The organism is Sphingomonas sp. PR090111-T3T-6A (assembly GCF_000383095.1).
Lineage (GTDB): Bacteria > Pseudomonadota > Alphaproteobacteria > Sphingomonadales > Sphingomonadaceae > Solisphingomonas.
Map to the genome: position 1 here is coordinate 429,244 of NZ_AORL01000021.1, position 24,246 is coordinate 453,489.

Consider the following 24,246-nt stretch of genomic DNA (forward strand, 5'->3'; position numbering starts at 1 on the left):
GGAGCGGGCGCGCACATAGTGCAACGCGGCGCATTTTACTAGGCCTCGGTCAAAACCGCGAGCGTCGTGCGGTTGCGGCCTTCGATCTTGGAGCGATAAAGCGCCCGGTCGGCCTGATCGAGCGCTTCGGCCAGCGTCTCCTCCGCCGGGCCGCCGCCGAGTTCGACCGCAGTCACGCCGAAGCTGGCCGTGACGGGCACGGGCATATCCTCGTTGAGGAACCCCGCCGCGATACCGGCGCGGACGCGATCCATCACCTCGACAGCCTCTTCCGCGCTGCTGTTCACCAGCAGCAGGGCAAATTCCTCGCCGCCGATCCGGCCCACCAGATCGCCCTTGCGCAGAGCGCGGGACAGGCTCCGCGCGATGAAGCGCAGCGTCCGGTCGCCGGCGGTATGACCGAAGCGATCGTTGATGCTCTTGAAGTGATCGATGTCGACCAAGGTGATCGCGATCGGCTGACGATGTCGCCGCCCGTTCGAGACCGCTCGGACTGCGGCCTCATGAAACCCGCGCCGGTTGAACACGCCGGTCAGCGGATCGCTCGCGGCCAGAGCGCGGAGCTTTGCCGCCAGATCGGACGCGATCAGCAGATTGGCCGACACGCCGTTGGCCACGAACACCGGCGTCAGGCCGGCGAGATAGAAGTCCATGAAGAAGCTCGCCAGCCGATGGTCTTCCGGATGGAGGCGGCCCTTCATGTCCAGGAAGACAAGCAGCAGTTCGAACAGCACGAACACCACGAGCGTGGCCATGGTGGCCCATTCCGCGGCCTCTGGCTCGCGATCGCGTGGACGGATGGCTGCGATCGCGATGCTCAGCATCACCGAGGTGAAGAGCCCGTCGGTCGCCGACAGCCACCAGGGATGCACGCTGTGCCGCAATGCTTCGTTGACGAGGAACACGGTGACGAAGGCGATGCCGATGCCCCGTGCCCAGCTCTCGAGCTTGGCCCGCTGCCGTGCGCCGATCGCCACCAACGACGCCGCCGCCAGAATGCAGGCAAATTCCACCATTTCCAGAATGGGATGGAGGTTCGGCCGGGCGGTGCCGACTGCCACGGCGATGATCTCGATGCCGTAGAGGAAGTAGGCGATCGACCAGCTTAGCGCGTGACGCGGGCGTCCGAAGCAGGCCCAGCCGATCGCCATCGCCGTTCCCAGCACGAGGCTGATGACCAGCATCGCCACCGAGATGACGACGCTCGCCTGGATGTCTTCTGCCCCCATGGTCCGGCCCTATTCGCGGGCCGCGGGCAGGTAGCGTAGCGGATCGACCGGTGTCCGCTTGTCGCGGATCTCGAAATGGAGTTGCGGCTTGTTCACCGAGCCGGTCGCGCCGGCGCGGGCGATCACGTCGCCGCGATGGACGGATTGGCCGCGCGTCACGAGGATCTGCTCGGCATGGCCATAAGCGGTGATCCAGCCATCGCCGTGCTTGATGAGGATCAGGCCGCCATAGACCGCGATGGCAGAGCCGGCATAGGCGACCACGCCGTCCGCCGCCGCCCGGATCGGATCGCCCCGGTTGGCGGCGATATTGATGCCGTCATTGCGACGGCCGTCACCCGAGGGACCGAAGCGGCCGATGATCTGGCCCGAGAGCGGCCAGTCGAACTTGCCCGAGAAGGCACGCGGTTCCGCGATGGCGACGTCGGTGTGGAGTGGCTTTTTGGGCGTAGCGGTCGGCGCCTTCGGTGCGGCGTCGGTCGCGATGGCGGGCTCGGAGCCGGTTGCCAGATCGTCGATGTCGAGGCTGAAGGCATGGGCCCGCTGCTCGACTGTCATTTGCGCGGTTTCCGGCGCGCTCGGCAGCAGCAGCCGCTGGCCATTGCGGAGGACGTAAGGCGGCTGGAGGTCGTTCAGGTCCGCGATCCGGGACCATTCGATGCCATAGGCGCGCGCGATGGCAATGCCGCTCTGGCCCTCGCGGACGAGATGATAGCGGCCGCCGGGAATCTTCAGATGCTGCCCGGTGCGCACCACGAAGGGGGCGGGAATGTTGTTGGCACGGGCGATGGCTTCCGATCCGGCACCGGTCTGGTTGCCGATCGAGCGGATCGTGTCGCCGGATTTCACGATATAGGTCGAATCGGAGATGGTCTTGGCGTCCGCGGTCACCTGCCGCGTCAGCCAGGAGGGCGTCGGCTGCTTGACCGAATTCGGGATGTCGGCAGTGCGGATATGCCCGCGACTGGAGGCCGTAAGCTCGGACGACAGGGGGCGCGAGGAGGGCGAGGGCGTGCTGCCCTTGTCGCCATAGGATTCGGGTGGAGCGCCACGCGGGATGCAGCCGCTGGTCGCTAGAAGCGCGATCGCCATTACCCAACGACCGGAACGCGCCGTCATGCCCCAAACCCCGCAGCTACCCTCGCGGTGCCTTACTGGCGGAAGGGGGCGCTGCCAAGAGACGCGTGATCAATAGCTTGCGGCGAGGGATGACAGCGCCTCACGATAGGTGAGATCGAGATGGAGCGGCGTCACGGTGACATGGCCGCCCGCGATCGCTTCCAGATCGGTATTCTCGCCCGTGGTGTGAACAATCCCGCCGAAGTGCAGCCAGTAATAGGGAAATCCGCGCGGGTCGGTATGCCGGACCATGCTGGCCCGCCCATAGTCGCGGATGCCTTGGCCGACGACGCGAATGCCCTTCACTTCCTCTGGCGACAGCGCCGGGAAGTTGATGTTGACCAGCATCCCCGGCGCGAAGGGCGTATCGAGCAGCGGACGGATCGCCCGCTCGCCCCATGCCTCGGCGACGGCAAAGGAGACATTCTCGCCTGCCGCCTCGCGGGCATGGACCTGACTCAGCGCGACCGAGCGGATGCCGGCCAGCGCGCCTTCCATCGCGGCGGAGACGGTGCCCGAATAGGTCACGTCCTCGCCCAGGTTGGCGCCGCGATTGACGCCCGAGAGGATCAGGTCGGGCGGTCCGTCCAGCACCTCCAGCAGGGCCATCATCACCGCGTCGGTGGGCGTGCCCGTCACGGAGAAGCGCCGCTCGCCATGCTGGCGCAGGCGGAGCGGCCGGGTGAGGGTCAACGAATGCCCCGTGCCCGACTGCTCCTCCGATGGCGCCACCACCCAGACATCGTCGCTGAACCGGCGCGCGATCGTCTCCGCGATGCCGAGCCCACGGGCATGGATGCCGTCGTCGTTGGTGACGAGGATGCGCATGGTCAGGCCGGCTCGATCGCCTCGAGCCCGCCCAGATAGGGCCGCAGCACCTCCGGGATACGCACGGCGCCGTCGGCGGTCTGGTAGTTCTCCATCACCGCCACCAGCGTGCGGCCAACCGCCAGCCCTGAGCCGTTCAGCGTGTGAACGAAGCGCGTGCCCTTGGTCTCGCCTGCCGGACGGAAGCGCGTGTTCATGCGGCGCGCCTGGAAATCCGTGCAGTTCGAGCAGGACGAGATTTCGCGATAGCGCTGCTGGCCGGGCAACCACACTTCGAGATCGTAGGTGCGCGCCGCCGAGAAGCCCATGTCGCCCGTGCAGAGCAGCATCCGGCGATAGGGGAGGCCCAGCGCCTCCAGCACGGTTTCGGCCGCGCGGGTCATGCGCTCATGCTCGTCCTCGGACTGGTCCGGCGTGACGATCGAGACCAGCTCGACCTTCTCGAACTGGTGCTGGCGGATGATGCCACGCGTGTCGCGACCCGCGGCCCCAGCCTCGGCGCGGAAGCAGTTGGTGAGCGCCGTCATGCGCAGCGGCAGCTCCTGCTCGGAGAGGATCTGGTCGCGGACATAGTTGGTGAGGCTCACCTCGGCCGTCGGGATCAGCCAGCGGCCGTCGGTCGTCTGGAACAGATCCTCGGCGAACTTCGGGAGCTGGCCGGTGCCGAACATCGCCTCGGTGCGCACGAGCAGCGGCGGCGCCACCTCGATATAGCCGTGCTGCTCCGTCTGATGATCCAGCATGAACTGGCCGAGCGCGCGATTGAGGCGGGCGATCTGCCCCTTGAGATAGACGAAGCGCGCGCCCGACACGGTGCCGGCGGCGTCGAAGTCCATGCCCAGCGCGCGGCCGAGATCGTCATGCTCGCGGGGGCTGAAGGCCGGCGCCTCCGGCTCGCCCCAGTGAGAGACGAGGACATTGTCATTCTCGTCGGCACCCTGCGGCACATTGGCGGCGGCGCGGTTCGGGATTTCGGCGAGGCGGGCGTTGAGCTGCTCGGCGATGGCGGCTTCCTGCGTCTCGCCGTCGGCGATCACCTGCTTCAGGCGCGCGACCTCGGCCTGCATCGCCTCGCCGCCGGCGCGGTCGCCGGTGGAGAAGGCCTTGCCGATCTCCTTCGACAGGCGATTGCGCTCCGCCTGAGCGGTCTCGACCGACAGCGCGGCGTGCCGGCGGTCGGCATCGAGCGCGGCGAAGGCGTCGGCGTCAAAGGCGGTGCCGCGACGCTGCATCTCGGCAGCGAAGGCGGCGGGATCGTCGCGGAGCAGGCGAATGTCATGCATGGCTTGGGGCTATGGCGGGCGGGCGCGGCCTTCGCAACCCTCACCCGGCGGTCGCGTTTATCCGATGCACGCAGACATCGGAGAAATGCTATGCGCGTACCCCGCAACAGCGTCATTCTCGTGGCCGATGGCCGCAAACGGCTCCTCCTGCGCAACGAGGGAGATGCCGCGGCGCCGAACCTTACCGTCATGAGCGCCGTCGAAGAGCCTGCGAGCAAGACCCGCGAGATGGTGACCGATTCGCCCGGCCGATCCTTCGCGCCCAACGCCGGCGGCGGAGCCTTTCCATCGGCCGACGCGCACGAGATCGAGGGGCTGCGCTTTGCGGCGGATACGGCGGAGATGTTGTCCCAAGGTGTGCAATCCGGCGACTTTTCGGATTTGATCGTGATAGCGCCGCCGAAGACGCTGGGACAGCTCCGTAAGCATTATCATCGCGATGTGGAGAACAGGATTCTCCGGGAAGTGAGCAAGGATATGACCGGGAGCCCCGTGGGCGAGATTGAGAAGGTCCTGACGGCGCTGGATTGAGGTGATTTTACGTCTCGTCGTTTCTTCGTCTCGGTTCGTCTCTCAGTGGTTCCCTCATTGGGCGTTTGAATGTGTTGATGCTTCAGTTTGGATGAAATCCACGGAGGATTAGACGATGAAGTTCATGAAGACGGGGCTGATGCTGGGGGCTGCCACGGCGATGGTGCCGGCTCTGGCGTTCGCCCAGACGACGGCTCCGTCCACCGGCGCGGCTGCCGGCTCGACGCCTCCTGCGGCTACTGCTCCGGCGACGGCGCCGACCTCGTCGGCCACGCTCACGGCGGGTGCCAAGGTGCTCGACACGTCGGGCGGCACGGTCGGCTCGATCGAAAGTGTCGACGGCGATTTCGTCGTGCTCGCGACCAGCAAGAGCAAGGTGCGCCTGCCCAAAACCAGCTTCGCCATGGGCCCTAACGGTCCTGTGATCGCGATGACGGCCGCCCAGATCGACGCGGCGGTGGCCCAGGCGGCGCCTGCGCCTCAGGCGTCGGCGGGCAAGCCGGACGTCTCGCAGGGCGCAGCGGTCGCCGACATGCAGGGCGGTGCGGTCGGCACGATCGCGGCCGTCGATGCCCAGTTCGCCACGTTGGAACTCGCGAGCGGCGGCAAGGTTCGCCTTCCGATCACGGCTTTCGGCGCGGGCACGAATGGCGGCCTCCGCATCGCGATGACCGCGCAGCAGCTCAGTGCTGCGGCCGGCGCCAGCGGGGCCGGCACAGGCGGCTCGCACTAAGCGCGCCCCTCAGAACGTAAAAGGGCCGCGATGCTGATGCATCGCGACCCTTTTCTTATGGCTGATGGTTAGGGTTATTCGCGGTTCTTGCGCCGAGCGACGGCGCGCCGGGCGACCAGCGCCGCCGCAGCGCCGCCGAAGAGCACGAGCATCGGCGGAGCCGGGACGTCGGTCGGCGGGCCGCCAGTGGTGGTCGTGGTGCTAGGAGGTCCACCGGTCGTGGTGGTGGAGGTTGGTGGACCACCGGTCGTCGTTGTGGTGGTGGAAGTCGGAGGTCCGCCCGTTGTGGTCGTGGTTGTAGTGGTGGTCGATGTGGGAGGGCCGCCAGTTGTGCTGGTCGTCGTCGTGGTCGATGTCGGCGTGCCACCGGTCGATGAGCTGGTGCTGCTCGAAGTGGAAGTGCTCGAACTGGACGAAGACGAAGACGAGGACGACGTCGACGACCCACCGGTCGAGGTGGATGTTGAACCGCCGCTGCTCGACGAGGTCGTGGAGATCAGGAAGCCGCCGCTGCCGGTGCTTCCGCCGAAGAAGCCGCCGCCGAAAAAGCCAGGGCCGCCGATGAATCCACCAGAGCTGCCACTGGTCGTGGTGGCCGCGGGCGCGACGGCACCGCCGGCATAGGCTGGAGCCGCTTCCGGAGCGCGGGCCAGTGTGATCGTGCCGGGTGTGCACGTCGTGGTGGTGGTCACCACCTTGCGAGGCGGAGCGGCCGCGACGCGATGCACGGGCTTGGGCGCCACGCGATGGACGACAGGTCGCGGATGTTCCGCATAGTGAACGGCGCCACCGCCGATGGCCGCGCCGCCACAGGCGCAGGCGCACAATTTCGCGACCGCCATTCTAACAGACATCGCTTCCCTCTCGCCCCCTGCTTGGCGGATGTCGCTGAAACCAGGGCCGTTAGGGCCGGGTGCGCCATCCACTCGTCTGCCGAAGCGCTACAAAACCCTGTGAGCGCATGCTTCTCGTCCTTCCTCGCCCGTTCAACGAGGAATGGGAAGGGAGGTGATTAGGCGTCGCCTGGTTAATGTCCCGTTTTGCGTCAGGAAAGACACGCATTTGGATCTGAAGGGACTGTGACGGCGTTGCAGCGCCGTGGTTTTTCCGATCTTGCATCGCCTTGGGCCCCGCAAAGCGACGCTTGTATGCGGTTTCGTGGCTGGCTATAGGGCGGCCCGGGGACAGGAGCATCTCGCGTGAGGGCGTCCAAAGCCTGATCGCAGGCTCCGCAGAGGAGCGGAGAGTTGCATGGCGACGGCGGTTGATACCGTGGGGGCAGAGCAGGAAGCCGACACGCTTCCGGAGGACTATCGTCCTGCTCCCGACGAGCCCTTCATGGGGCCTCGGCAGACGATCTATTTTCGGCGCAAGCTGCTCGCCTGGAAGGACTCGATCCTTCGCGAGGCGAAGGAGACGCTCGCACAGCTTCAGACTGATTCGCTGCGCGAACCCGACATCACCGATCGCGCGTCGAGCGAGACGGACTGGTCGATCGAACTGCGCACCCGTGACCGGCAGCGCAAGCTGATCTCCAAGATCGATGCGGCGCTTCGGCGTATCGAAGAGGGCGAATATGGCTATTGCGAGGTGTCGGGCGAACCGATCTCGCTGGCGCGCCTCGAAGCCCGTCCGATCGCCACGATGACGGTGGAAGCGCAGGAGCGGCACGAGCGCAACGAGAAGATCTCGCGCGACGATTGATGTCGGATCGACGCTCCCGATGGACCGCCGGTCGAATTAGGCTTTGGTCGCAGCGGCTCAATTTTGCTAGTATGGCCAGATTGTTAGAGTGTTTGCAGGGTTGAGCAGAGGTGAAAGAAGCTTTGGGTAACGACACACCGCAAGGTGGCACGGACTCGCAGCGTCGCGACGAACGGGACAGCCTGTTCGTCTTCGCCCGGCTCAAGCATGAAGGTCAGGCCGGCGAGGGCCACAATGTCCGGGTCCGCAACGTCTCGTCCGGCGGTCTGATGGCGGATGCGCCGGAAGACTTCCGGCAGGCGATGCGAGTCGAGATCGTGCTCGAAGGCGTGGGGCTCGTGCGAGGGGCAGTGGCCTGGGCCGAGTCCGGCCGCATTGGCGTGGCGTTCGATCATCCGATCGACAAGACGCTGGCGCGCAAGCCTCGTGCTGCATCGAAGGCGGATGAGGATTTGTTCCGGCCGACAACGCTGGATTATCGCCGTCCCGGCCTGAAGGCTCGCTGAAGCGGCGGCATTATGCCGTGCCTGCGATCAATAGGTTGATAGAGTAGGATTTCGGGCGGCCCGCGGTGCCCCTTTCGACACCGGCGGACCGCTTGCGGTTCAAAGCCCCGCGAGGGCTTCCTTGATCTTCAGTTTCTGTTTTTTGAGGCTGGCAATCATGCCCTGATCAGGAGCGGGACGACGCTCCTCGTCAGCTATCCGAGCGTCCAATCCCGCGTGACGGGACAGCAAAGCGCTGGCATGTGGATCGGCCATTCGATACCTCCTCGCTAGCTAGTGTCAGCACTCTTCAGTAAATCACCAAATCACCGGCCTGTCGCGTGAACAAAGGGCGAAAGCGGCAAACGGGTTTCACAAATGCGACGATCCGTGGGCGGTCACGGCGCGGACGGATTCCGAGCTTGCAGCGAGCCACCCAAGGGAGCATCGCTGGGACGAGACCACCCGTGTCGACGGGAGTCGACCGGTACGGGGACATTCGGGATGGACGCCGAGGAGGAGATCAGCCGCAGGCTCGCCCTGCTGCGCACGGAGCATCGCGATCTCGATGCCGCCATATCGGCGCTCGGCGATCTGCCGCAGCCCGACCAGCTCCAGATCGCGCGGCTCAAGAAGCGCAAGCTCCGCATCAAGGATGAGATTTCGCTGCTGGGGGATACGCTGATCCCTGACATCATCGCCTGACACGAAAAAGGCCGGCCCGACGGATCGGACCGGCCTCCTTGTCTGTCTGTGCGCGGCAATCAGGCCGTGATCAGGCTTTCCGTGCTGTCGGTCGCCTGGCCATCGATCGCGATCCGGCGCGGCTTCTTGTGCTCGGGCACTTCGCGCTTCAGCTCGATGTTGAGCAGGCCGTCGACATAGCCGGCGCCCGTCACCTTGATGGTATCGGCGAGCTGGAAGCGGCGTTCGAAGGCGCGCTTCGCGATGCCGCGATGGAGGAACTCACGCTCGGCCTCGCCCACCTTCGGCTCGGCCTTGCCGACCACGATGAGCACATTGTCCTGCACCGTCAGTTCCAGCTCATCGCGCGAGAAGCCGGCGACGGCCATGGAGATGCGGTAGCTGTCCTCGGCGAGCTTCTCGATATTGTAAGGGGGATAGGCATCGCCTTCGCCCCGGGTGGCGAAATCGACGAGGCGGTTGAGATTCTCGAAGCCGATGGACGAGCGCAGCAGGGGTGCGAAATCAACGGTACGCATAGGTTCAGACCCTCCTTGGGCGAATGAACAACAGGCAAGTCCGCGGACCATCCGCCGGACCCGTCTCGGCGTCCCGAATGGCGACGCCCCGACCTACTCAAGATGGATAGCGGCATCACTCTTTCAAGTGGGTGTTCTGGTGTGGGACGATCCTGCGGTTTCGTTTCCGTCACGAGCGTATTTTACGGACAAATGCTATGGCACACCCACGCCATGATCATTGCTCTTCAAGAAGGGATCAGCCGCCGGCTGGTCGATTCGCTCTATGTCGAGGCGATGCTTCTGGCAGACGAGGCGCGCGGCTATTTCGACGCCGCCGGCCGGGCTGACCGGGATGTTCTTCCGCCCGTGTTGCGCGTCGGCTTTTCTTGCGAGTCGCTGCGCGTGACGACGAGGCTGATGCATGTGATCGCCTGGCTGCTGGTCCGCCGCGCACTTGCGAGCGGGGAGATCAGCGAGGATCAGGCTTCGGCCCCCGAGCGCAAGCTCGGTCATGTCCCCGAAAGCGACCCCGCCGCCGTAGAGGCGCTGCCGAGGCCCGCGCAGCAGATCATCGCCGCGACCGAGGATTTGTACGCTCGCGTGCTTCGGCTTGATAGCGGTATCCGCCGCACTGCGGTGCCGGAAAGCCCCGTGCTCAGTCTGATGGGGCAACTGGAGCGGGCGTTCGGGTCGTCACGGCTGGCGGGCGCGCTGGGTGGTGGGCAGATGATCCACCACGCGGCGCCCGCCGCCTGATCCTTCAGCGGCTCTTCGCAGCCAGCTCGGCCTGAGCGGCGCGATACTCCACGGCCAGCCGCGAGACGCGCTCGGCCACGGGCTCGACCGCATGCACTGCGCCGATGCCCTGACCCGAGCCCCAGATGTCGCGCCATGCCTTGGCCGCGCCGCCGCCGAAATCCATCTTGCTCGGATCGCTCGCCGGCAGATGATCGGGGTCCAGTCCCGCCACGACGATCGAGGCGCGCAGATAATTGCCATGCACGCCGGTGAAGAGGTCGGTGTAGACGATGTCTGCCGCCCGGCCCTCGACGATGCCCTGCTTATAGCTGTCGGGCGCATGGGCCTCGGTGGTCGCGATGAAGGGCGAGCCGATATAGGCGAGGTCCGCTCCCATCGCCTGCGCCGCCAGCACCGCGCGACCGTTCGCGATCGCGCCGGAGAGCGCCAGCGGGCCGTCGAACCACTCGCGGATTTCCTGCACGAGCGCGAAGGGGGAGAGGCGTCCCGCATGGCCGCCGGCACCCGTCGCGACCGCGATCAGGCCGGTCGCGCCCTTCTCGATCGCCTTGCGGGCGAAGCGGTCGTCGATGATGTCGTGAAGCGTCACGCCGCCCCAGCCATGGACGGCCGTGTTGAGGTCTTCCCGCGCACCGAGCGAGGTGATGATGATCGGCACCTTGCGCTTGGCGCAGGCGGCGAGATCTTCCTCCAGCCGCGGATTGCTGCGGTGGACGATCTGGTTGACCGCATAGGGCGCTGACGGCGTGTCAGGATGGGCCCGATCCCAGGCGGCCAGTTCCTCCTCGATCTGGTGCAGCCATTCGTCGAGCTGGCTCTGCGGCCGGGCGTTCAGCGCCGGGAAGGAGCCGACGATGCCCGCCTTGCACTGGGCGATCACCAGCTCCGGCCCGGAGACGATGAACATCGGAGAGGCGATCACCGGCAGGCGAAGGCGGTCGAAGATGGCGGGCAGGCTCATGCGCGCGCTCCTTCCGCCACCTTATCGATCGCGCGGGCCAGCTCGACGTCGCGCATCGAGAGGCCGTCCGCATCATGCGTGGTCAGCAGGATATCGACCCGGTTCCAGACGTTCGACCATTCGGGATGATGGTCCGCCTTCTCGGCGAGCAGGGCGACGCGGGCCATGAACCCGAATGCGGCCACGAAGTCGGCGAAGACGAAGCGCTTGGCGATGCCGTCGCGCTTCGGCTCATGCGCCCATCCCGCGAGCGTCGGCAGCAGCTCCGCCCGCTCGGCCTCTCCCAGCTTTTTGACCATATCGTCGACTCCTTGACGTTTGCGTCAACCTAGCCGGGAAGAGGTGGTCAGTCGACAGGAGATACCGTCTGCTCGATCGCGCCGAAAATGCTGTGGCCGTGCGCGTCCTTCATCTCGATGCGAATGGTATCGCCATGCTGGAGGAAGGGCGTTTCCGCCTGGCCGCGCAGGATCGTCTCGACCGTGCGGATCTCCGCGATGCAGCTATAGCCGAGGCCGCCTTCCGCGATCGGCTTGCCGGGCGAATTGCCCTCGCCACGATTGGAGACGGTGCCCGAGCCGATCACGGTGCCGGCGCTCAGAGCGCGCGTCTTGGCGGCGTGGGCGACGAGCTGGCCGAAGTCGAAGGTCATGTCGACGCCGGCATCCGCCTTGCCGAACGCGGCCCCGTTCAGCGACACGAGCAGCGGCAGATGGAGCTTGCCGTCGCGCCAGGCGTCGCCGAGCGCATCCGGCGTCACCGCGGCAGGCGACAGGGCCGAGGCCGGCTTGGACTGGAAGAAGCCGAAGCCCTTGGCCAGCTCGTTCGGGATGAGGTTGCGTAGCGATACGTCGTTGACGAGGCAGACGAGGCGGATCGCCTCCAGCGCCTGCTCACGGCTGGCGCCCTGCGGCACATCGCCGACGATCACGGCGATCTCGGCCTCCAGATCGCAGCCCCATGCGGGATCGGCGAGCGGGATCGCGTCGCGTGCACCGAGGAAGCCGTCCGAGCCACCCTGATACATCAGCGGATCGGTCCAGAAGCTCTCGGGCATCTCGGCGCCGCGCGCGCGGCGGACCAGCTCGACATGGTTCACATAGGCAGAGCCATCCGCCCACTGATAGGCGCGGGGCAGGGGGGCTGCGGCCTCATGCTCGTGGAAGCGCTCCATCGGGATCACTTCATGCGCGAGGTCGGTCGCGAGATTGGCGAGCGCGGGGCCGGCATGGTCCCAGTCGTCCAGCGCGGCCTGCAGCGTCGGCGCGATGTGGGTGGCGTCGGCATACCAGGCAAGGTTGTCCGAGACGACGACGAGGCGGCCATCCCGGCCGGCTTTGAGCGATGCGAGCTTCATGCCCTCTCCTTATCCATTATGGCCCTTCTGCCTGCGGGGAAGGCCGCCGGCAACCGGATTAGGCGGTTCGCTCTGGCACGGCGGCGGCGTCGGTCAGGATCGTGTCGCGGCTGGCGATCGCTTCCCACGGGAAGACGAACCAGTCCTTGGTCACGGTTCGGTCGATGATCTCCGCCTGATAGTCGACCTTCTCCATCGAACGGATATTGTCGATCATCACGGCGAAGCGGATGCTGCCCCTGGGTGGGGACGCCACAGCGAGCTGCTCGCGCAGATGCCGGATGGTGCGGCCGGTGTCGTTGATGTCGTCGACGAAAAGCAGCCGCTCGCCGTTCGCCGCCATCTGGCTGAGGCGGGCGAGAGGCTCGTCCGAGAAGCCGGGCACCTGCGCCGAATAATCGACCGAGAGCATCGGCCAGTCGGTCGCGTGGCTGAGGAAGGTGCTCGGCACCAGCCCACCGCGCCCGACGCCGATGATGAAGCTCGGCCGCCAGCCGCTCTTTTCCACCTGCGCCGCCAGCGTGCGGATCGACGTCACGAAATCTTCGTGGGGAATGAAGGTCAGGGTCGGTTGCGACATCGGCTCTGTCCCTCAGGCGGCGGCGACATGGGCGGCGAGTGCCGCGAGATGGCGGGCGATGGCTTCGTCGGGCAGGAAGGAGCCGAGGAAGCTGTTGCGCGCCAGCGTCACGAAATCCTCGCGGCTGAGCTGCCCGGTGCCGGCCAGCGCGCGATAATTGTCGTTCACATAGCCGCCGAAATAGGCGGGATCGTCGGAATTGACCGTTGCACGGAGGCCCGCGTCGAGCATCCGCTTCATCGGGTGCGCGTCGATATGGTCGACGACACAGAGCTTGAGGTTGGAGAGTGGGCAGACCGTCAGCGTCATCGCTTCGCGGGCGAGGCGGGTGGTGAGCTGGCTATCTTCCAACGCGCGATTGCCATGATCCAGCCGGTCGATCTCCAGGATGTCGAGCGCCTGATGGACATAATCGGGCGGGCCTTCCTCGCCGGCATGGGCGACGCGCTTCAGGCCCATCGTGCCGGCGGCCGCGAAGACGCGGGCGAACTTCTCGGGCGGATGGCCCAACTCCGACGAATCGAGGCCGACGCCCGCGATGCGATCGAGGAAGGGCTCGGCGGCTTTCAGCGTCTGGAAGGCGGCTTCCTCGTCGAGATGGCGCAGGAAGCAGAGGATGAGCTTCGAGGTGAGGCCGTGCTTCTTCTCCGCCTCGATCATGCCGGCATTGAGGCCATTGAGCACGGTCGCGAAGGGGATGCCGCGATCGGTGTGCGTCTGCGGATCGAAGAAGATCTCGGCATGGACGACATTATCGGCCGCCGCGCGATCGAAATAGGCGGTCGCGAGATCGCGGAAGTCATCTTCCTCGCGGAGCACCTGCGCGCCCTGATAATAGATGTCGAGAAAGTCCTGGAGCCGGCTGAACTGATAGGCGGCGCGCACCTCCTCCACCGAAGCGAAGGGGATCGCGACCTTGTTGCGCTCGGCCAGCGCGAACATCAGCTCGGGTTCGAGCGATCCTTCGATGTGGAGGTGGAGTTCGGCCTTGGGCAGGCTGGCGGCGAAATCGGCGAGCGCGGTGGTCATGCGCCTTGTTATCGCACCGCAGCGTCGCACGCGAGCCGTCCTGCCTCATTTTCCCTTGCGGCGGGCGATGGCGTCGCGACATTCCGGTGCCATGATTCGTCGATCTCTCCTCCCGCTCCTCGCGCTCGCGGTGGCGTTCCCGGCCGCCGCCACACCCCGTCCGACGCCGCCCGTCCGGGTGAAGATCGACACGACGGAGGGGCCGATCGTGATCGCGCTGGAGATGAAGCGCGCGCCGATCACCTCCAATAATTTCCTCGCTTATGTGGACCGGAAGCTGTTCGACAACACCAGCTTCTACCGGGCGGCGCGCGGCACCCCGAACACGAAGGAAGGCTTCGTCGAAGGTGGCATCAACAATTCCATGGGCAAATCGCTGAAGCCCATCGCCCATGAGCCGACCAGCAAGACCGGCATCCACCATCTCGACGGTGTCGTCTCGATGGCACGGGACGCGCCGGGGACGGCGATGGGGGATTTCTTCATCGTGGTGGGCGACGGCACCTATCTCGATGCCAGCAAGAAAGACCCCGGCTACGCGGCCTTTGGCCATGTGGTGAGCGGAATGCCGCTCGTCAAAAAGATGCTGGCGCAGCCGACCTACAAGGGCGGCTGGTCGAAGCAGACGGTGGGCCAGTCGATGACCCACCCGATCAAGATATTGACCGCACGCCGCCTCCCCTGAGGCGGAGGGGGCGAAGCGCTGCCCCCTCCTGCATCGCGTCAGGCGGCCGCCGTGCTGGCGCCGAGCTGCTTGCCGACGGCGTGCAACACAAGGCGATGCGCGCGGTCGACAATCTCCTCCATCGACGGCGTCTTGGCGAAGAGCTTGCGCGCCTCGACCAGCATGTCCTCCCGGCTCGGCATATGCGAGGCCACCTCCGCCCAGCGCGCGGCGACCCGCTCATGCGCATGGTCGAGCGCTTCGAGCAGCGCCGCCAGCTCATAGTCCGGCAGCACGGAGCGCAGCGAATGCGCGATCCGTTCGGGGTTGTAGCGCTCGGCCAGCCGCGTCGCGGAGCGGCCGATGATCTTGGTGCCGAGCCGCTGCTCATTGCGGATCACGGCGATGGGCGGCGGCTTCAACCCGTCGACGATCCGCGCGATGCTCAGTCCGCGCAGGATGTAGAAGGTGAGGTCCACCTCCCACCAGCGGAAGCCCTGCCGGGCGCTGCTCTGGAAGGCGTGATGGTTGTTGTGCCAGCCTTCGCCCATGGTGAGGATGGCGAGGATCGGGTTGTTGCGGGAATCGTCGCCGGTCACATAGCGCTGCGTGCCGCGGACGTGCGCGAGCGAGTTGATGCAGAAGGTCGCGTGGTAGACGAGCACCGTGCTCCACACGAAGCCGACCACCAGGCCCGACCAGCCCGCCACCAGCCAGCACAGCGTACCGAGCGCGATGCCGGGCACCCATTCGTGGCGATGGAGCCAGCGCAGCTCGGGATATTTGGTGAGGTCCGGCACGACATCGAGATCGGCGGTGTCGTGCTGGCGCGCGAAGATCCAGCCGAGATGGCTGTAGATGAAGCCGGTCAGGCGCGGGGAGTGCACGTCCGCGTCTGTGTCGGAATGCTGGTGGTGGTGGCGATGCTTCGCGGCCCACCAGAGGACGCTCTTCTGGAAGGTGCTCTGCGCGATCAGGGCCAGCACGAACTGGAAGACCCGGCTCGTCGTATAGGCGCGATGCGAGAAATAGCGGTGATAGCCCGCCGTCACCCCGAACATCCGCAGCCAGTAGAGCCCGAAGCACAGCCACAGCGCGGGCACGCTGACGCCGGTCCAGAAGGCGGCGAAGCAGGCGAGGTGGATCAGGAGGAAAGGGATGGCTGAGGGGTAGATGATGTCGTGGTCATGGCGGGCTTTGTGGAGGGGATATTGATTCATCGCGGTGGCCCCATAGCGCATCCGCGATGAACAAGCCTCATGCCTTTTGTGCAGGGGGCCTGGAAGCCCACCACGTCCGCAGACGGCCGCAGCGGCTTAACGTCCGGGCGGCATGAGGCCCGAGAGCGCCGTCGTTTCCGCCTCATCGAGCGCCTGCACCTGCTCGAACGCCTGGTTCGCGGCTACGGCTTGACCGGTATTCTCTTCGGTCGGAGCGCTGCTGCGTGCCGCGTCGAGATCGGAAAGCGCCCGCGCGACGGGGGCCCGTGCCGCCTCGATCCGGGAGAGGGATGTCTGCGCGGCGGTCCACGCGTCGCTGCCTCGTGACGCGTCTCGGCCGCGTTCGAGTGTCTCGCGCTCCCGCTTCAGGGTTTCCTGGAAGGTCGCGTCGTCGGTGCGCGCCTGCGCGATGATCGGAGCATAGCTGGCCAATGCGTTGGGATCGGCGATGGCCGGGGCAGCCGCGGGGCGCGCGGGTTCGGCGAGCGACAGGGATTCGATCGGCCGGGGCGCAAGCGACGGATAGCCGGATTCCGGGCCGGTACACGCGGCCGATGCCAGAAGGAGAGGCAGAATCGCGATGCCGCGCGCGCGGAGCTTGGAAGGGCTGGACATGGTTTCGGTCTAGGGGCGTGGATTTCTTGTCGCAATGGGGTTGCGCGTTCGCGAAACCCCTTATAGAGACCCGCCTCGCAGCGCGCCCGTAGCTCAGCTGGATAGAGCATCAGACTACGAATCTGAGGGTCGGACGTTCGAATCGTTCCGGGCGCGCCAAATTCCGACATACGCTGCGTACCTATCGCCCGATGAGCTTCATCGGACGGCGGCCTGCGCGCTAAAGCGGTCGCACTCTCCATCGCCCCCCGGAACTGCCTCATCATCGATGCCTTCACCCGGATGCGCGGGAAGGACTTGCACCTCGATATTCTGGGCGACGGCCCGCTACGAAAATGTCTCGAAGAGCATGTGCAGGCGCTGGGCATGAGCCGACAGATTCGCTTCCTCGGATTCCAGCCGTCACCATACGACCACATGGAACAGGCCGACCTGCTGGCGCTCTCATCCGATCGGGAGGGATTGCCGACCGTTCTCATCGAGGCGCTTCATGCCGGGCTTGCGGTCGTCAGCACCGATTGCGGGGACGGGGTGCGGGAAATCCTGATGAACGGTCGCCACGGAACGATCGTGCCGACCGGAGACGCCGCCGCGCTCGCCGCTGCCATTGAGAGGCAACTGATCTGCCCTCCCGACCCCGACGGTCAGCGAGCGGCGGCGCGGCGCTTCGACCCCGACAGGATTGCCGGAGAGTTCCTCGCCGCGCTTGGGCTAAGCGACGCGGACGTGGCTCAAAACCAGCCCCTCACGCCTGCCACGAAACTCGTCGAGGATATCTTGTCGCCGTCGGCACGGGCATAGTCGGCGCTTTTGCCCGTCTTGCGCTCCCAACTCACGCCGACATAGGGGGCAAACTCCCGACGGACCTCATAACGCAGCCTCAAACCGAGTTCGGCGTCGACCAGCCCCGCGCCATAGCGATCCTGTGGCACATCCTGAGCGGAGAGGTTGAGTTCGACGCGAGGCTGGAGGAGGAGCCGCTGCGTGATCCGCTGGTCGTACAACGCTTCGATCCGGCCCAGCACGTCGCCGCGTGTCGAGACGAACAGCGCGGCTTCCGTCTCGAACCTGTAGGGGGAGAGGCCCTCGATACCCAGCGCTGCATAGGTTCGCGAGGGGGAGGGGCGGATATCCTGCCGCACACCGAGTTGAAGGTTGTAATAGGGGCCGATGGCGCGCCCATAGAGCGCCTGCACCTCGGCATGATCGACGCCGTTGTGGAACCGGCCTTCGCCTTCGCTCTTGATCCAGAGGCGGTTGATGTCGCCTCCGACGAAGCCCTCTGCATCCCAGCGATAGCCTTCATGTCCCTGCTGGGCCTGGATCTCCGCGATATTGAAGAGCAGTTGATGCTGAAGCCCGCCGCCATCCTCCCGCATCATCTGATGGCGCGAGCGCTCCATGTCGGCCGGAGCATAGAAACGGTCCGCATAATGATCCATCGGTGCTGATGGTGCCGGCGCGTTGCCTGCGGGGAGTGCGGTGCCCGTCATCGTCATGCCGTCCATCACGGTCATATCACGGGGTGCCGAGGGCTCGGACATGTCCATACCCGGCATCGACGACATGTCGTGTGGCGGTGGCATGCTCATGCCGCCATGATCGTGGGACATCGCATGATGAGGCGCGGCCTTGGCCGCCGGCTTCGCGGGTGGAGCCTTTCGACCATGCACCGGCGCCTTGGATGGCGCCGGCTTCGGCATGGCCATGCCAGGCATCCCCGGCATGGATTGCGCAATACAGGGCGCGGCGAGGCCCGACATGATCGCGCCGAGCAGCAGACGGAGGCGGCTCATGCCGCGTCTCCCGAGGAGCGGACGCTCACGACGCGCATCATGCCGGCGGTCATGTGATAGAGCAGATGGCAATGGAACGCCCAGTCGCCGGGGGCATCGGCAGTGAGATCGAAGCTCAGCGTCCCGCCCGGCTGGACCAGCACCGTATGCTTGCGCGGGGCATGATCGCCATGGCCCGTCACCAGCTCGAAGAAATGGCCGTGGAGGTGGATGGGGTGGCCCATCATCGTGTCGTTGATGAGCGTCACCCGCACCCGTTCGCCCTGCGTGAAGGGGATAGGCTCCATCGTGTCCGACATGGCCTTGCCGTCGAACGACCACATGAAGCGTTCCATGTTGCCGGTCAGGTGAATCTCGATCGAGCGGGAGGGGGCGCGGGTATCGGGATTGCGATCGAACGCCATCAGATCGCGATAGGTGAGCACGCGATGCCCGGCATCGGCGAGCCCCACGCCGGGGTCCCCCGTCCGATCGACGGGCATGGGGGCGAGCGTCTGCACGCCGGGGCCGCGCTTCACCTGTGGGGCATGGGCGAAATTGCGCATGCTCATGTCCATGCCGCCCATATCGCTCATGTCGCCGTCCATAGAGCCCATGCCCATGTCGGCCATGGAAAGCAGCGGGCGCTTCCGCAGCGGCGGCACCTCCGCCGTCATGCCCGCGCGCGGGGCGAGCGTCGCCCGCGCCATGCCGGATCGGTCGATGCTCTCGGCGATCAGCGTGTAGGCGCGATCGTCCGGCGGCGTGACGATCGCGTCATAGGTTTCGGCGATGCCGATCTGGAACTCGTCGACCTCGACCGGATGAACGTCCTGCCCGTCCGCCTGAACCACCGTCATCGGCAGGCCGGGGATGCGCAGGTTGAAGGTCGTCATCGACGAAGCGTTGATGATGCGCAGGCGGACGCGCTCACCGGGCTCGAAGAGCCCGGTCCAGTTATCCTGCGGGCCATGGCCGTTGACGAGATAAGTGTAGGCCGCCCCCGTGACATCGGCGATGTCGGTGGGTTCCATCCGCATCCCGCCCCATTTCAGGCGTTCGGCAAGGGGCTGGTCCTTGCCCGTCAGCAGGCCGGAGAGCGTCTGCTGCTCCCGGTTATAATATTCGGGCATCAGCTTGAGGTGACGGAAGATCGCCTCCGGCGCTTCATGGCTATGGTCGGAGAGCAGGATGACATGCTCGCGGTCGAAGGGAGCTCGCTCGGCGCCGGCCGGATCGATCACCAGCGGGCCGTAAAGGCCGAGCTGCTCCTGAAAGCCAGAATGGCTGTGATACCAGTAGGTGCCGGCCTGCCGGATCGGGAACTCGTACACGAAAGTGGATCGTGCGCGGATGCCGGGGAAGGAGATGCCGGGCACCCCATCGAACTGCGCCGGCACCAGCAAGCCATGCCAGTGGATCGAGCTGTCTTCGTCGAGATCGTTGATGACGCGCAGGCGGACTTTCTGCCCTTCGCGCAGGCGGATGAGCGGCGCGGGCGCAGAGCCGTTGATGCCGACGGCGCGCGAAGGACGGCCATCGATCCGCATCGTCTGGCGGGCGATGCGCAGGGTGATCTCCTCGCCGGAAAGCACGGTCGGTTCGCCCGTGATGCCGGGAGAAATTCGCGCGGCCCATGCCGGCATCCAGGCCGCCGCGCCGCCAGCCAGGGTGGCGCCGAGCAGCAGCCGTCGCCGGTCGATGATCCACCGGGGATTGAGGGCGCGTGTCGTGCTGGAAGTCATCAAAAACCGGTCCTGTCGTCCTTCACCGCGAACCCGATGGGGCTTGCCACGTTGGGAAGGTCAAGGGTTGCCGATCGAGATTTTCGTTTCTTGATCCTCCGCCCCGCATCATATCTCGGATAGGGTGGGCATTCGTTGCCGCCAAGCATGGGCTAGCCGGCTGAGGCGCCCAGCCGTCGCCGCACGATCCAGCTAAGCGTCTTGAGGACATCCCCGTCTATCTCCTCGCGGCGTTCGCGCAGGACGTCCATGCCGCGTTCGCGCGCCTGTTCAAGGCGGGCTGCGAAGGCCGGATCGTCGTCCGCCAGCCGCAGGAAGCCCTTGAAGCTCATCCGAAAGTCCCGGCAGACGCGTAGCAGGGATTCCCCGCCGGCGATCCGCTCCAGCAGAGGGTCGAGATCGCCGAGATCGAGGCTGAGCTGGATATTCGACAGGTCGGCGTTCTCGGTCATGTTCGCGGGGTGTTCCTCGGCGGGCGCGCCGCCCTATAGGGATCGGGCGCGAAGTCAACCGGGAGGCCCGCCGGGCCGAGATTGGCGGCGCGAGGAGTGATGGTCCTCGCGCCGCCTCCGGGATCAGGGACGGAAGCGCTGATCGGTCATGGTCGCATCGGCCGTGAGCGCCGCATCGCCGGCCGCGCGAGCGAGGGCGACGTGGTAGCGGCCACCCACGAGGTGCCAGCCGCGCGCCTTGTCGTCCCAGCGCGACAGGATGCGGCGCTCAGCGGCCAGTGTCACATGGCGTGTCTCGCCCGGCTTCAGTTCGACGCGCTGGAAGGCCGCGAGGCGCGCGGTCTGGCCGTCGGCCGCGACATAGACCTGCGGCACGTCCGCACCGGCGCGCGCACCGCTGTTGGCCACGTCGAAGCTGACGGTCAGCGTCATGCCGCCGGTCACCTTGAGGTTCTTGTAGGCGAAGCGGGTGTAGGACAGGCCATAGCCGAACGGGAAGAGCGGCTTCTCCTTCTGCGCCTCGAACCAGCGATAGCCGACATTCGCGCCTTCCGGATAGTCGATCGGGAAGACCGCTGCCTGCGCACCCGCACTGCCGGCGTTGGAAGCCGCGTCGTTCGCCTCGATCGCGGCGAGGTTGACGGGCGCAGAGCGGGGAGCCTGCTTCTCGGCCGTGGGGAAGGTGATCGGCAGGCGACCAGAGGGATTGACCTTGCCGAACAGGATATTGGCAATCGCCTCGCCGCCACGCTGGCCCGGATACCAGGCGGCGAGCACCGCCGGCACCTTGGCGAGCCACGGCATCAGCACCGGCCCGCCGGTCTCGAGCACCACGGCCGTCTTCGGGTTGGCCGCAGCGACCGCGTCGATCAGTGCGTCCTGATTGTTCGGGAGCGTGAGGTTGTGGATGTCCTCCGCCTCGGTGCGCCACTGCGTCGCGAAGACGAGGGCGATGTCCGCTGACTTGGCGGCGGCGGCCGCCGCGGGATCGGAGCCGTCGACATAGGTGACCTCCGCACCCGGCACGAGCGCCTGGATCGCCTTCATCGGCGACGAGCTATGCCAGGTCGTACGCGCGAAGGAGGCCGCCGGGCCGCTCTTCAGCGGGATCTCGACCGGCACGCCGCCGACCGAACGCACCTGCGACGAGCCGCCGCCCGAGAGTACACCGACGTCCGCATGGCCGCCGATCACGACGATCCGCTTCGCCTGCGCCGCGAGCGGGAGCATCTCGCCCTCGTTGCGGAGCAGGACGATGCCCTCCTCGGCCGCCTTCTGCGCGACGAGCGCGTGGGCGGCATAGTCGATCGGCTGGTTCGTCGCGGGCGCCGGATCGTCATAGAGGCCGGTCTCGATGATCCCGGTCAGCACGCGCTTGGCCATCTCGTCGAGACGGGCCTTGGAGACCTCGCCCTTCGCCAGCGCCTCCTTCAGCGGCGCGCCGAAATAGATCATCTTGTCGAGTTCGGCGCCGCTATCCTGATCGAGGCCGGCATTGGCTGCCTTCGCCGTGGAGTGCACCGCGCCCCAATCGGACATGACGAAGCCCTTATAGCCCCAGTCGCCGCGCAGGATGGTGGTCAGCAGCTCCTTGTTCTCACAGGCATAGTCGCCGTTGACGAGATTATAGGCGCACATCACCGAACTCGGACGACCCTGATCGATGGCGATCTTGAAGGCGAGCAGGTCGCTTTCGTGGAGTGCCGTCCAGTCGAGCTTCGCATCGGCCACCATGCGGCCGGTCTCCTGCGAGTTCAAAGCGTAATGCTTGATCGTGGAGATGATGTGGTTGCTCTGCACGCCCTTGATGTGCGCGCCGTCGATCACACCGGCGAGCAGCGGGTCTTCGCCGAGATATTCGAAATCGCGGCCGCCCCACGGATCGCGCGTCAGGTTGACGCCGCCCGCCAGCAACACGTTGAAGCGCTTGGCCCGCGCCTCGGAGCCGATCATCGCGCCGCCCGCATAGGCGACATCGGGATCGAAGCTCGCCGCCGTTGCGAGACCGGCCGGAAGCGCTGTCGCGACGTCGCCCTTGCGCTGCTCGACCTGGTTGGCGACGCCGAGGCTCGCGTCGCTCTCACGCAGCGTCGGGATGCCGAGGCGCGGGACGCCGACCATCTGGCCGGCAGACGGGATCATGTCGGTCGGCGCGCCCTGCTTGCCCTGCGCGAACGGCGGAAACCAGGTGCGGACGAGCTGGAGCTTCTCGTCCTCGGTCATCGCGGCGACCAGCGCGGAGGCGCGCGCCTCGGCCCCGAGCTTGCGGTTGAGCCACGGCTTGGCAGACGTCTGAGGTGCTGCCGCCAGAGCCGGCGCCGCCAGCGAGAGCGCGGCGCCCGCCAGCAGGATGCGTCGCAGGGTCGGGGAACGGGTCTCGCTCATGAAGGCCTCTCTCAGTTCTGTCGTTGATAATGGTCGAGCAGGGCGCGGTGATCGGGCAGGGCATCGACTGCCTGAATGCCCGCCTGCCGAACCCGGTCGAAGGCGGCGCGCGCATCCGCGCCGTTTTGCGGGGAGGCGGCGAAGGCGCCAGCCCCCGCCTGCGTCTCGAAGCCGAGACCATGCAGGATGAAGGCCCAGCTCGGCGGCAGGAAGGTCTCGTGATCCACCACGAAGTCGAAGCGCGACGGCAGACGGCGGCGCCACTGGGCGATCTTGTCGCGCAATCCTTCCGGCCAGGAGGCGGGGTCGACGTTGTCGCGCCAATAGGCGGTGTCGGTCCGGCGGCTGACGGCGTAGTGCAGCTTCAGGAACTCCACGATCGCCTCGAAGCGCGCGGGCATCTGGCGGTTGAAGTTGCGCGCAGCCCCTTCGAGCGCGGCGCGCTCGACCGGGCCGCTCAGCATCTCGGCAAGCATGCGGGCGGCGACCTCGATCAGCATGATACCGGTCGACTCCAGCGGCTCGAAGAAGCCGGCGGAGAGCCCGATCGCCATGCAGTTGCCGATCCACTGCTGCTCGCGATAACCGGTGCGGAACTGGAGCCGTCGGGTCTGGAGGCCTTTCCCGGCCGGGCCGGCATAACGGCGGATCACCGCCTCGGCCTCGTCGTCGGACATATGGCGGCTCGAATAGACGCAGCCGGTGCCGCGGCGGTCGATCAGGCCGATATCCCAGATCCATCCGCCCTCATGCGCCGTCGCCAGCGTATAGGGCGCGACGGGCGTGTCCGGCCGCTCGTGCGGGATCTGGAGCGCAATGGCGCGATCGTTGAACAGGACGTCCTCGACGCTTTTGAAGCGAGCACCGAGCGTATCGCCGATCAGCAGCGCCCGGAAGCCCGAGCAGTCGACGAAGAAATCGCCGGCGATCGCGGGGCGCCCATCGGAAGGATGAACGGCTGCGATGTCGCCTTGCTGGGTGCGATCGACGGTCGCGATCGTGGCCTCGATCCGCTCGACGCCGTTCGAGATCGCGACGTCGCGGAGGAAACCCGCCAGCTTCGCCGCATCGAAATGATAGGCATAATTCATCGGACCGCCGAAATCGGGGTCCTGCGCGCGCTTCGGGCCGCGGCCGGCGCGGATCACGCGCTCCTGCGCGGTGACGGCATCGGCATAGGCCGGGCGAGCCGGGTCGGACGCGCTGTCGAGCCAGAAGGGCAGAAGCCCCGGCGCATCGCCGCCAAAGGGCAGGTTGAAGGGGTGGAAATAATCGTCGGCGCCTAAGCCCGGTGTGGGGCCGCCAGCCCAGTCGACGAAACGCACGCCCTGCTTGAAAGTCGCGTGGCTGGCACGGAGGAACTCGGCTTCGCTGCGGCCGAGCGTGGCCAGCGTCGAACGCAATGTCGGGAAGCTGCCCTCACCGACGCCGATCGTACCGATGTCGGGAGATTCCACGAGCGTGATGGCCCAGCCGTGCGGCTGGCCCGCCCCCGGCAGATTGCGGGACAGATAGGCGGCGGTGAGCCAGCCCGCCGTTCCGCCTCCCACGATCACGATACGCTTCTGCGTCATGCGTCTTCAGCCT

The 24,246-nt window shown here is 66.5% G+C and carries 26 protein-coding genes, 1 tRNA gene and 1 pseudogene; 10 read left to right on the forward strand and 18 right to left on the reverse strand.

Features of this window, described 5'->3' with window-relative positions:
• Positions 1 to 38 precede the first annotated feature (38 nt).
• The 4 genes from ST3T6A_RS20870 to serS all read right to left on the reverse strand — a co-directional run bounded on the left by ST3T6A_RS20870 (position 39) and on the right by serS (position 4,459).
• Positions 39 to 1,229, reverse strand: a complete 1,191-nt coding sequence (locus ST3T6A_RS20870) for a GGDEF domain-containing protein (RefSeq protein WP_019833205.1) — start codon at positions 1,227 to 1,229, stop codon at positions 39 to 41.
• Between the two features lie 9 nt (positions 1,230 to 1,238).
• On the reverse strand, positions 1,239 to 2,321 hold the full coding sequence (locus ST3T6A_RS0112150; protein ID WP_019833206.1) for a peptidoglycan DD-metalloendopeptidase family protein: 1,083 nt from the start codon (positions 2,319 to 2,321) through the stop codon (positions 1,239 to 1,241).
• Between the two features lie 96 nt (positions 2,322 to 2,417).
• The gene (gene surE, locus ST3T6A_RS0112155) at positions 2,418 to 3,176 is read right to left on the reverse strand and encodes a 5'/3'-nucleotidase SurE (protein WP_019833207.1); all 759 of its coding nucleotides are present in this window, start codon (positions 3,174 to 3,176) and stop codon (positions 2,418 to 2,420) included.
• 2 nt (positions 3,177 to 3,178) lie between these two features.
• Complete coding sequence (gene serS, locus ST3T6A_RS0112160; RefSeq protein WP_019833208.1) at positions 3,179 to 4,459, reverse strand: serine--tRNA ligase; 1,281 nt, start codon at positions 4,457 to 4,459, stop codon at positions 3,179 to 3,181.
• 90 nt (positions 4,460 to 4,549) lie between these two features.
• On the opposite strand from serS, the gene ST3T6A_RS0112165 reads away from it, so the two are divergent.
• The 5 genes from ST3T6A_RS0112165 to ST3T6A_RS20065 all read left to right on the forward strand — a co-directional run bounded on the left by ST3T6A_RS0112165 (position 4,550) and on the right by ST3T6A_RS20065 (position 7,933).
• The gene (locus ST3T6A_RS0112165; protein WP_019833209.1) at positions 4,550 to 4,990 is read left to right on the forward strand and encodes a host attachment family protein; all 441 of its coding nucleotides are present in this window, start codon (positions 4,550 to 4,552) and stop codon (positions 4,988 to 4,990) included.
• A gap of 115 nt (positions 4,991 to 5,105) precedes the next feature.
• Positions 5,106 to 5,723 carry a hypothetical protein gene (locus ST3T6A_RS0112170; RefSeq protein ID WP_019833210.1) on the forward strand — a complete coding sequence of 206 codons (618 nt, stop codon included), beginning with the start codon at positions 5,106 to 5,108 and terminating at the stop codon, positions 5,721 to 5,723.
• A 186-nt stretch (positions 5,724 to 5,909) separates the two neighbouring features.
• Entirely contained in the window at positions 5,910 to 6,347 is a 438-nt protein-coding gene (locus tag ST3T6A_RS21525) for a hypothetical protein (RefSeq protein WP_157602811.1), read from the forward strand.
• Between the two features lie 627 nt (positions 6,348 to 6,974).
• Positions 6,975 to 7,427 carry an RNA polymerase-binding protein DksA gene (gene dksA / locus ST3T6A_RS0112180; protein WP_019833212.1) on the forward strand — a complete coding sequence of 151 codons (453 nt, stop codon included), beginning with the start codon at positions 6,975 to 6,977 and terminating at the stop codon, positions 7,425 to 7,427.
• Positions 7,428 to 7,537: 110 nt separating this feature from the next.
• On the forward strand, positions 7,538 to 7,933 hold the full coding sequence (locus ST3T6A_RS20065) for a PilZ domain-containing protein (protein WP_083937481.1): 396 nt from the start codon (positions 7,538 to 7,540) through the stop codon (positions 7,931 to 7,933).
• Positions 7,934 to 8,032: 99 nt separating this feature from the next.
• Here ST3T6A_RS20065 and ST3T6A_RS21185 read toward each other — a convergent pair whose 3' ends face one another.
• Positions 8,033 to 8,188 (reverse strand): YdcH family protein, encoded by a 156-nt coding sequence (locus tag ST3T6A_RS21185; protein ID WP_019833214.1) that lies wholly within the window; start codon positions 8,186 to 8,188, stop codon positions 8,033 to 8,035.
• Positions 8,189 to 8,416: 228 nt separating this feature from the next.
• On the opposite strand from ST3T6A_RS21185, the gene ST3T6A_RS0112195 reads away from it, so the two are divergent.
• A complete protein-coding gene (locus ST3T6A_RS0112195) occupies positions 8,417 to 8,617 on the forward strand; it encodes a YdcH family protein (RefSeq protein ID WP_019833215.1) in 201 nt (66 codons plus the stop codon).
• A gap of 59 nt (positions 8,618 to 8,676) precedes the next feature.
• Here the strand turns inward: ST3T6A_RS0112195 and ST3T6A_RS0112200 are convergent, their stop codons facing one another.
• Positions 8,677 to 9,135, reverse strand: a complete 459-nt coding sequence (locus ST3T6A_RS0112200; protein ID WP_019833216.1) for an Hsp20 family protein — start codon at positions 9,133 to 9,135, stop codon at positions 8,677 to 8,679.
• Positions 9,136 to 9,237: 102 nt separating this feature from the next.
• Here ST3T6A_RS0112200 and ST3T6A_RS20070 point away from each other — a divergent pair, with 102 nt between their 5' ends.
• Complete coding sequence (locus ST3T6A_RS20070) at positions 9,238 to 9,873, forward strand: DUF1465 family protein (protein ID WP_235785789.1); 636 nt, start codon at positions 9,238 to 9,240, stop codon at positions 9,871 to 9,873.
• A 4-nt stretch (positions 9,874 to 9,877) separates the two neighbouring features.
• On the opposite strand, the gene ST3T6A_RS0112210 is transcribed toward ST3T6A_RS20070, so the two are convergent.
• The 5 genes and pseudogenes from ST3T6A_RS0112210 to ST3T6A_RS0112230 form a co-directional block, all read right to left on the reverse strand.
• The gene (locus tag ST3T6A_RS0112210) at positions 9,878 to 10,837 is read right to left on the reverse strand and encodes an NAD(P)H-dependent flavin oxidoreductase (RefSeq protein ID WP_019833218.1); all 960 of its coding nucleotides are present in this window, start codon (positions 10,835 to 10,837) and stop codon (positions 9,878 to 9,880) included.
• A pseudogene (locus ST3T6A_RS0112215) lies at positions 10,834 to 11,139 on the reverse strand (4a-hydroxytetrahydrobiopterin dehydratase); the annotation flags it as partial. The pseudogene ST3T6A_RS0112215 and the gene ST3T6A_RS0112210, both read right to left, overlap by 4 nt.
• Positions 11,140 to 11,183: 44 nt before the next feature.
• Complete coding sequence (locus ST3T6A_RS0112220) at positions 11,184 to 12,194, reverse strand: fumarylacetoacetate hydrolase family protein (RefSeq protein WP_019833220.1); 1,011 nt, start codon at positions 12,192 to 12,194, stop codon at positions 11,184 to 11,186.
• Positions 12,195 to 12,252: 58 nt separating this feature from the next.
• Complete coding sequence (locus tag ST3T6A_RS0112225; RefSeq protein WP_019833221.1) at positions 12,253 to 12,774, reverse strand: phosphoribosyltransferase; 522 nt, start codon at positions 12,772 to 12,774, stop codon at positions 12,253 to 12,255.
• 12 nt (positions 12,775 to 12,786) lie between these two features.
• Positions 12,787 to 13,803 carry an adenosine deaminase gene (locus ST3T6A_RS0112230; RefSeq protein WP_019833222.1) on the reverse strand — a complete coding sequence of 339 codons (1,017 nt, stop codon included), beginning with the start codon at positions 13,801 to 13,803 and terminating at the stop codon, positions 12,787 to 12,789.
• 91 nt (positions 13,804 to 13,894) lie between these two features.
• Between ST3T6A_RS0112230 and ST3T6A_RS0112235 the strand changes: the two genes are divergently transcribed.
• A complete protein-coding gene (locus ST3T6A_RS0112235) occupies positions 13,895 to 14,488 on the forward strand; it encodes a peptidylprolyl isomerase (protein WP_019833223.1) in 594 nt (197 codons plus the stop codon).
• 38 nt (positions 14,489 to 14,526) lie between these two features.
• Here ST3T6A_RS0112235 and ST3T6A_RS0112240 read toward each other — a convergent pair whose 3' ends face one another.
• Positions 14,527 to 15,687, reverse strand: a complete 1,161-nt coding sequence (locus tag ST3T6A_RS0112240; protein ID WP_026359662.1) for an acyl-CoA desaturase — start codon at positions 15,685 to 15,687, stop codon at positions 14,527 to 14,529.
• 96 nt (positions 15,688 to 15,783) lie between these two features.
• Positions 15,784 to 16,302 (reverse strand): hypothetical protein, encoded by a 519-nt coding sequence (locus ST3T6A_RS20075; protein ID WP_019833225.1) that lies wholly within the window; start codon positions 16,300 to 16,302, stop codon positions 15,784 to 15,786.
• 82 nt (positions 16,303 to 16,384) lie between these two features.
• On the opposite strand from ST3T6A_RS20075, the gene ST3T6A_RS0112250 reads away from it, so the two are divergent.
• Both ST3T6A_RS0112250 and ST3T6A_RS0112255 read left to right on the forward strand, forming a co-directional pair.
• Positions 16,385 to 16,461 (forward strand) — tRNA-Arg (locus tag ST3T6A_RS0112250).
• Between the two features lie 105 nt (positions 16,462 to 16,566).
• Positions 16,567 to 17,103 carry a glycosyltransferase gene (locus ST3T6A_RS0112255; RefSeq protein WP_268869719.1) on the forward strand — a complete coding sequence of 179 codons (537 nt, stop codon included), beginning with the start codon at positions 16,567 to 16,569 and terminating at the stop codon, positions 17,101 to 17,103.
• Here the strand turns inward: ST3T6A_RS0112255 and ST3T6A_RS0112260 are convergent.
• The 5 genes from ST3T6A_RS0112260 to ST3T6A_RS0112280 all read right to left on the reverse strand — a co-directional run bounded on the left by ST3T6A_RS0112260 (position 17,034) and on the right by ST3T6A_RS0112280 (position 24,233).
• Complete coding sequence (locus ST3T6A_RS0112260) at positions 17,034 to 18,098, reverse strand: copper resistance protein B (protein WP_019833226.1); 1,065 nt, start codon at positions 18,096 to 18,098, stop codon at positions 17,034 to 17,036. The genes ST3T6A_RS0112255 and ST3T6A_RS0112260 overlap by 70 nt on opposite strands.
• The gene (locus ST3T6A_RS0112265) at positions 18,095 to 19,822 is read right to left on the reverse strand and encodes a copper resistance system multicopper oxidase (protein ID WP_019833227.1); all 1,728 of its coding nucleotides are present in this window, start codon (positions 19,820 to 19,822) and stop codon (positions 18,095 to 18,097) included. Before ST3T6A_RS0112265 ends, ST3T6A_RS0112260 begins: the two co-directional genes overlap by 4 nt.
• Before the next feature lie 152 nt (positions 19,823 to 19,974).
• Complete coding sequence (locus ST3T6A_RS0112270; RefSeq protein WP_019833228.1) at positions 19,975 to 20,274, reverse strand: hypothetical protein; 300 nt, start codon at positions 20,272 to 20,274, stop codon at positions 19,975 to 19,977.
• A gap of 123 nt (positions 20,275 to 20,397) precedes the next feature.
• On the reverse strand, positions 20,398 to 22,659 hold the full coding sequence (locus tag ST3T6A_RS0112275) for a beta-glucosidase family protein (protein ID WP_019833229.1): 2,262 nt from the start codon (positions 22,657 to 22,659) through the stop codon (positions 20,398 to 20,400).
• An 11-nt stretch (positions 22,660 to 22,670) separates the two neighbouring features.
• A complete protein-coding gene (locus ST3T6A_RS0112280) occupies positions 22,671 to 24,233 on the reverse strand; it encodes a tryptophan halogenase family protein (RefSeq protein WP_019833230.1) in 1,563 nt (520 codons plus the stop codon).
• Positions 24,234 to 24,246 lie beyond the last annotated feature (13 nt).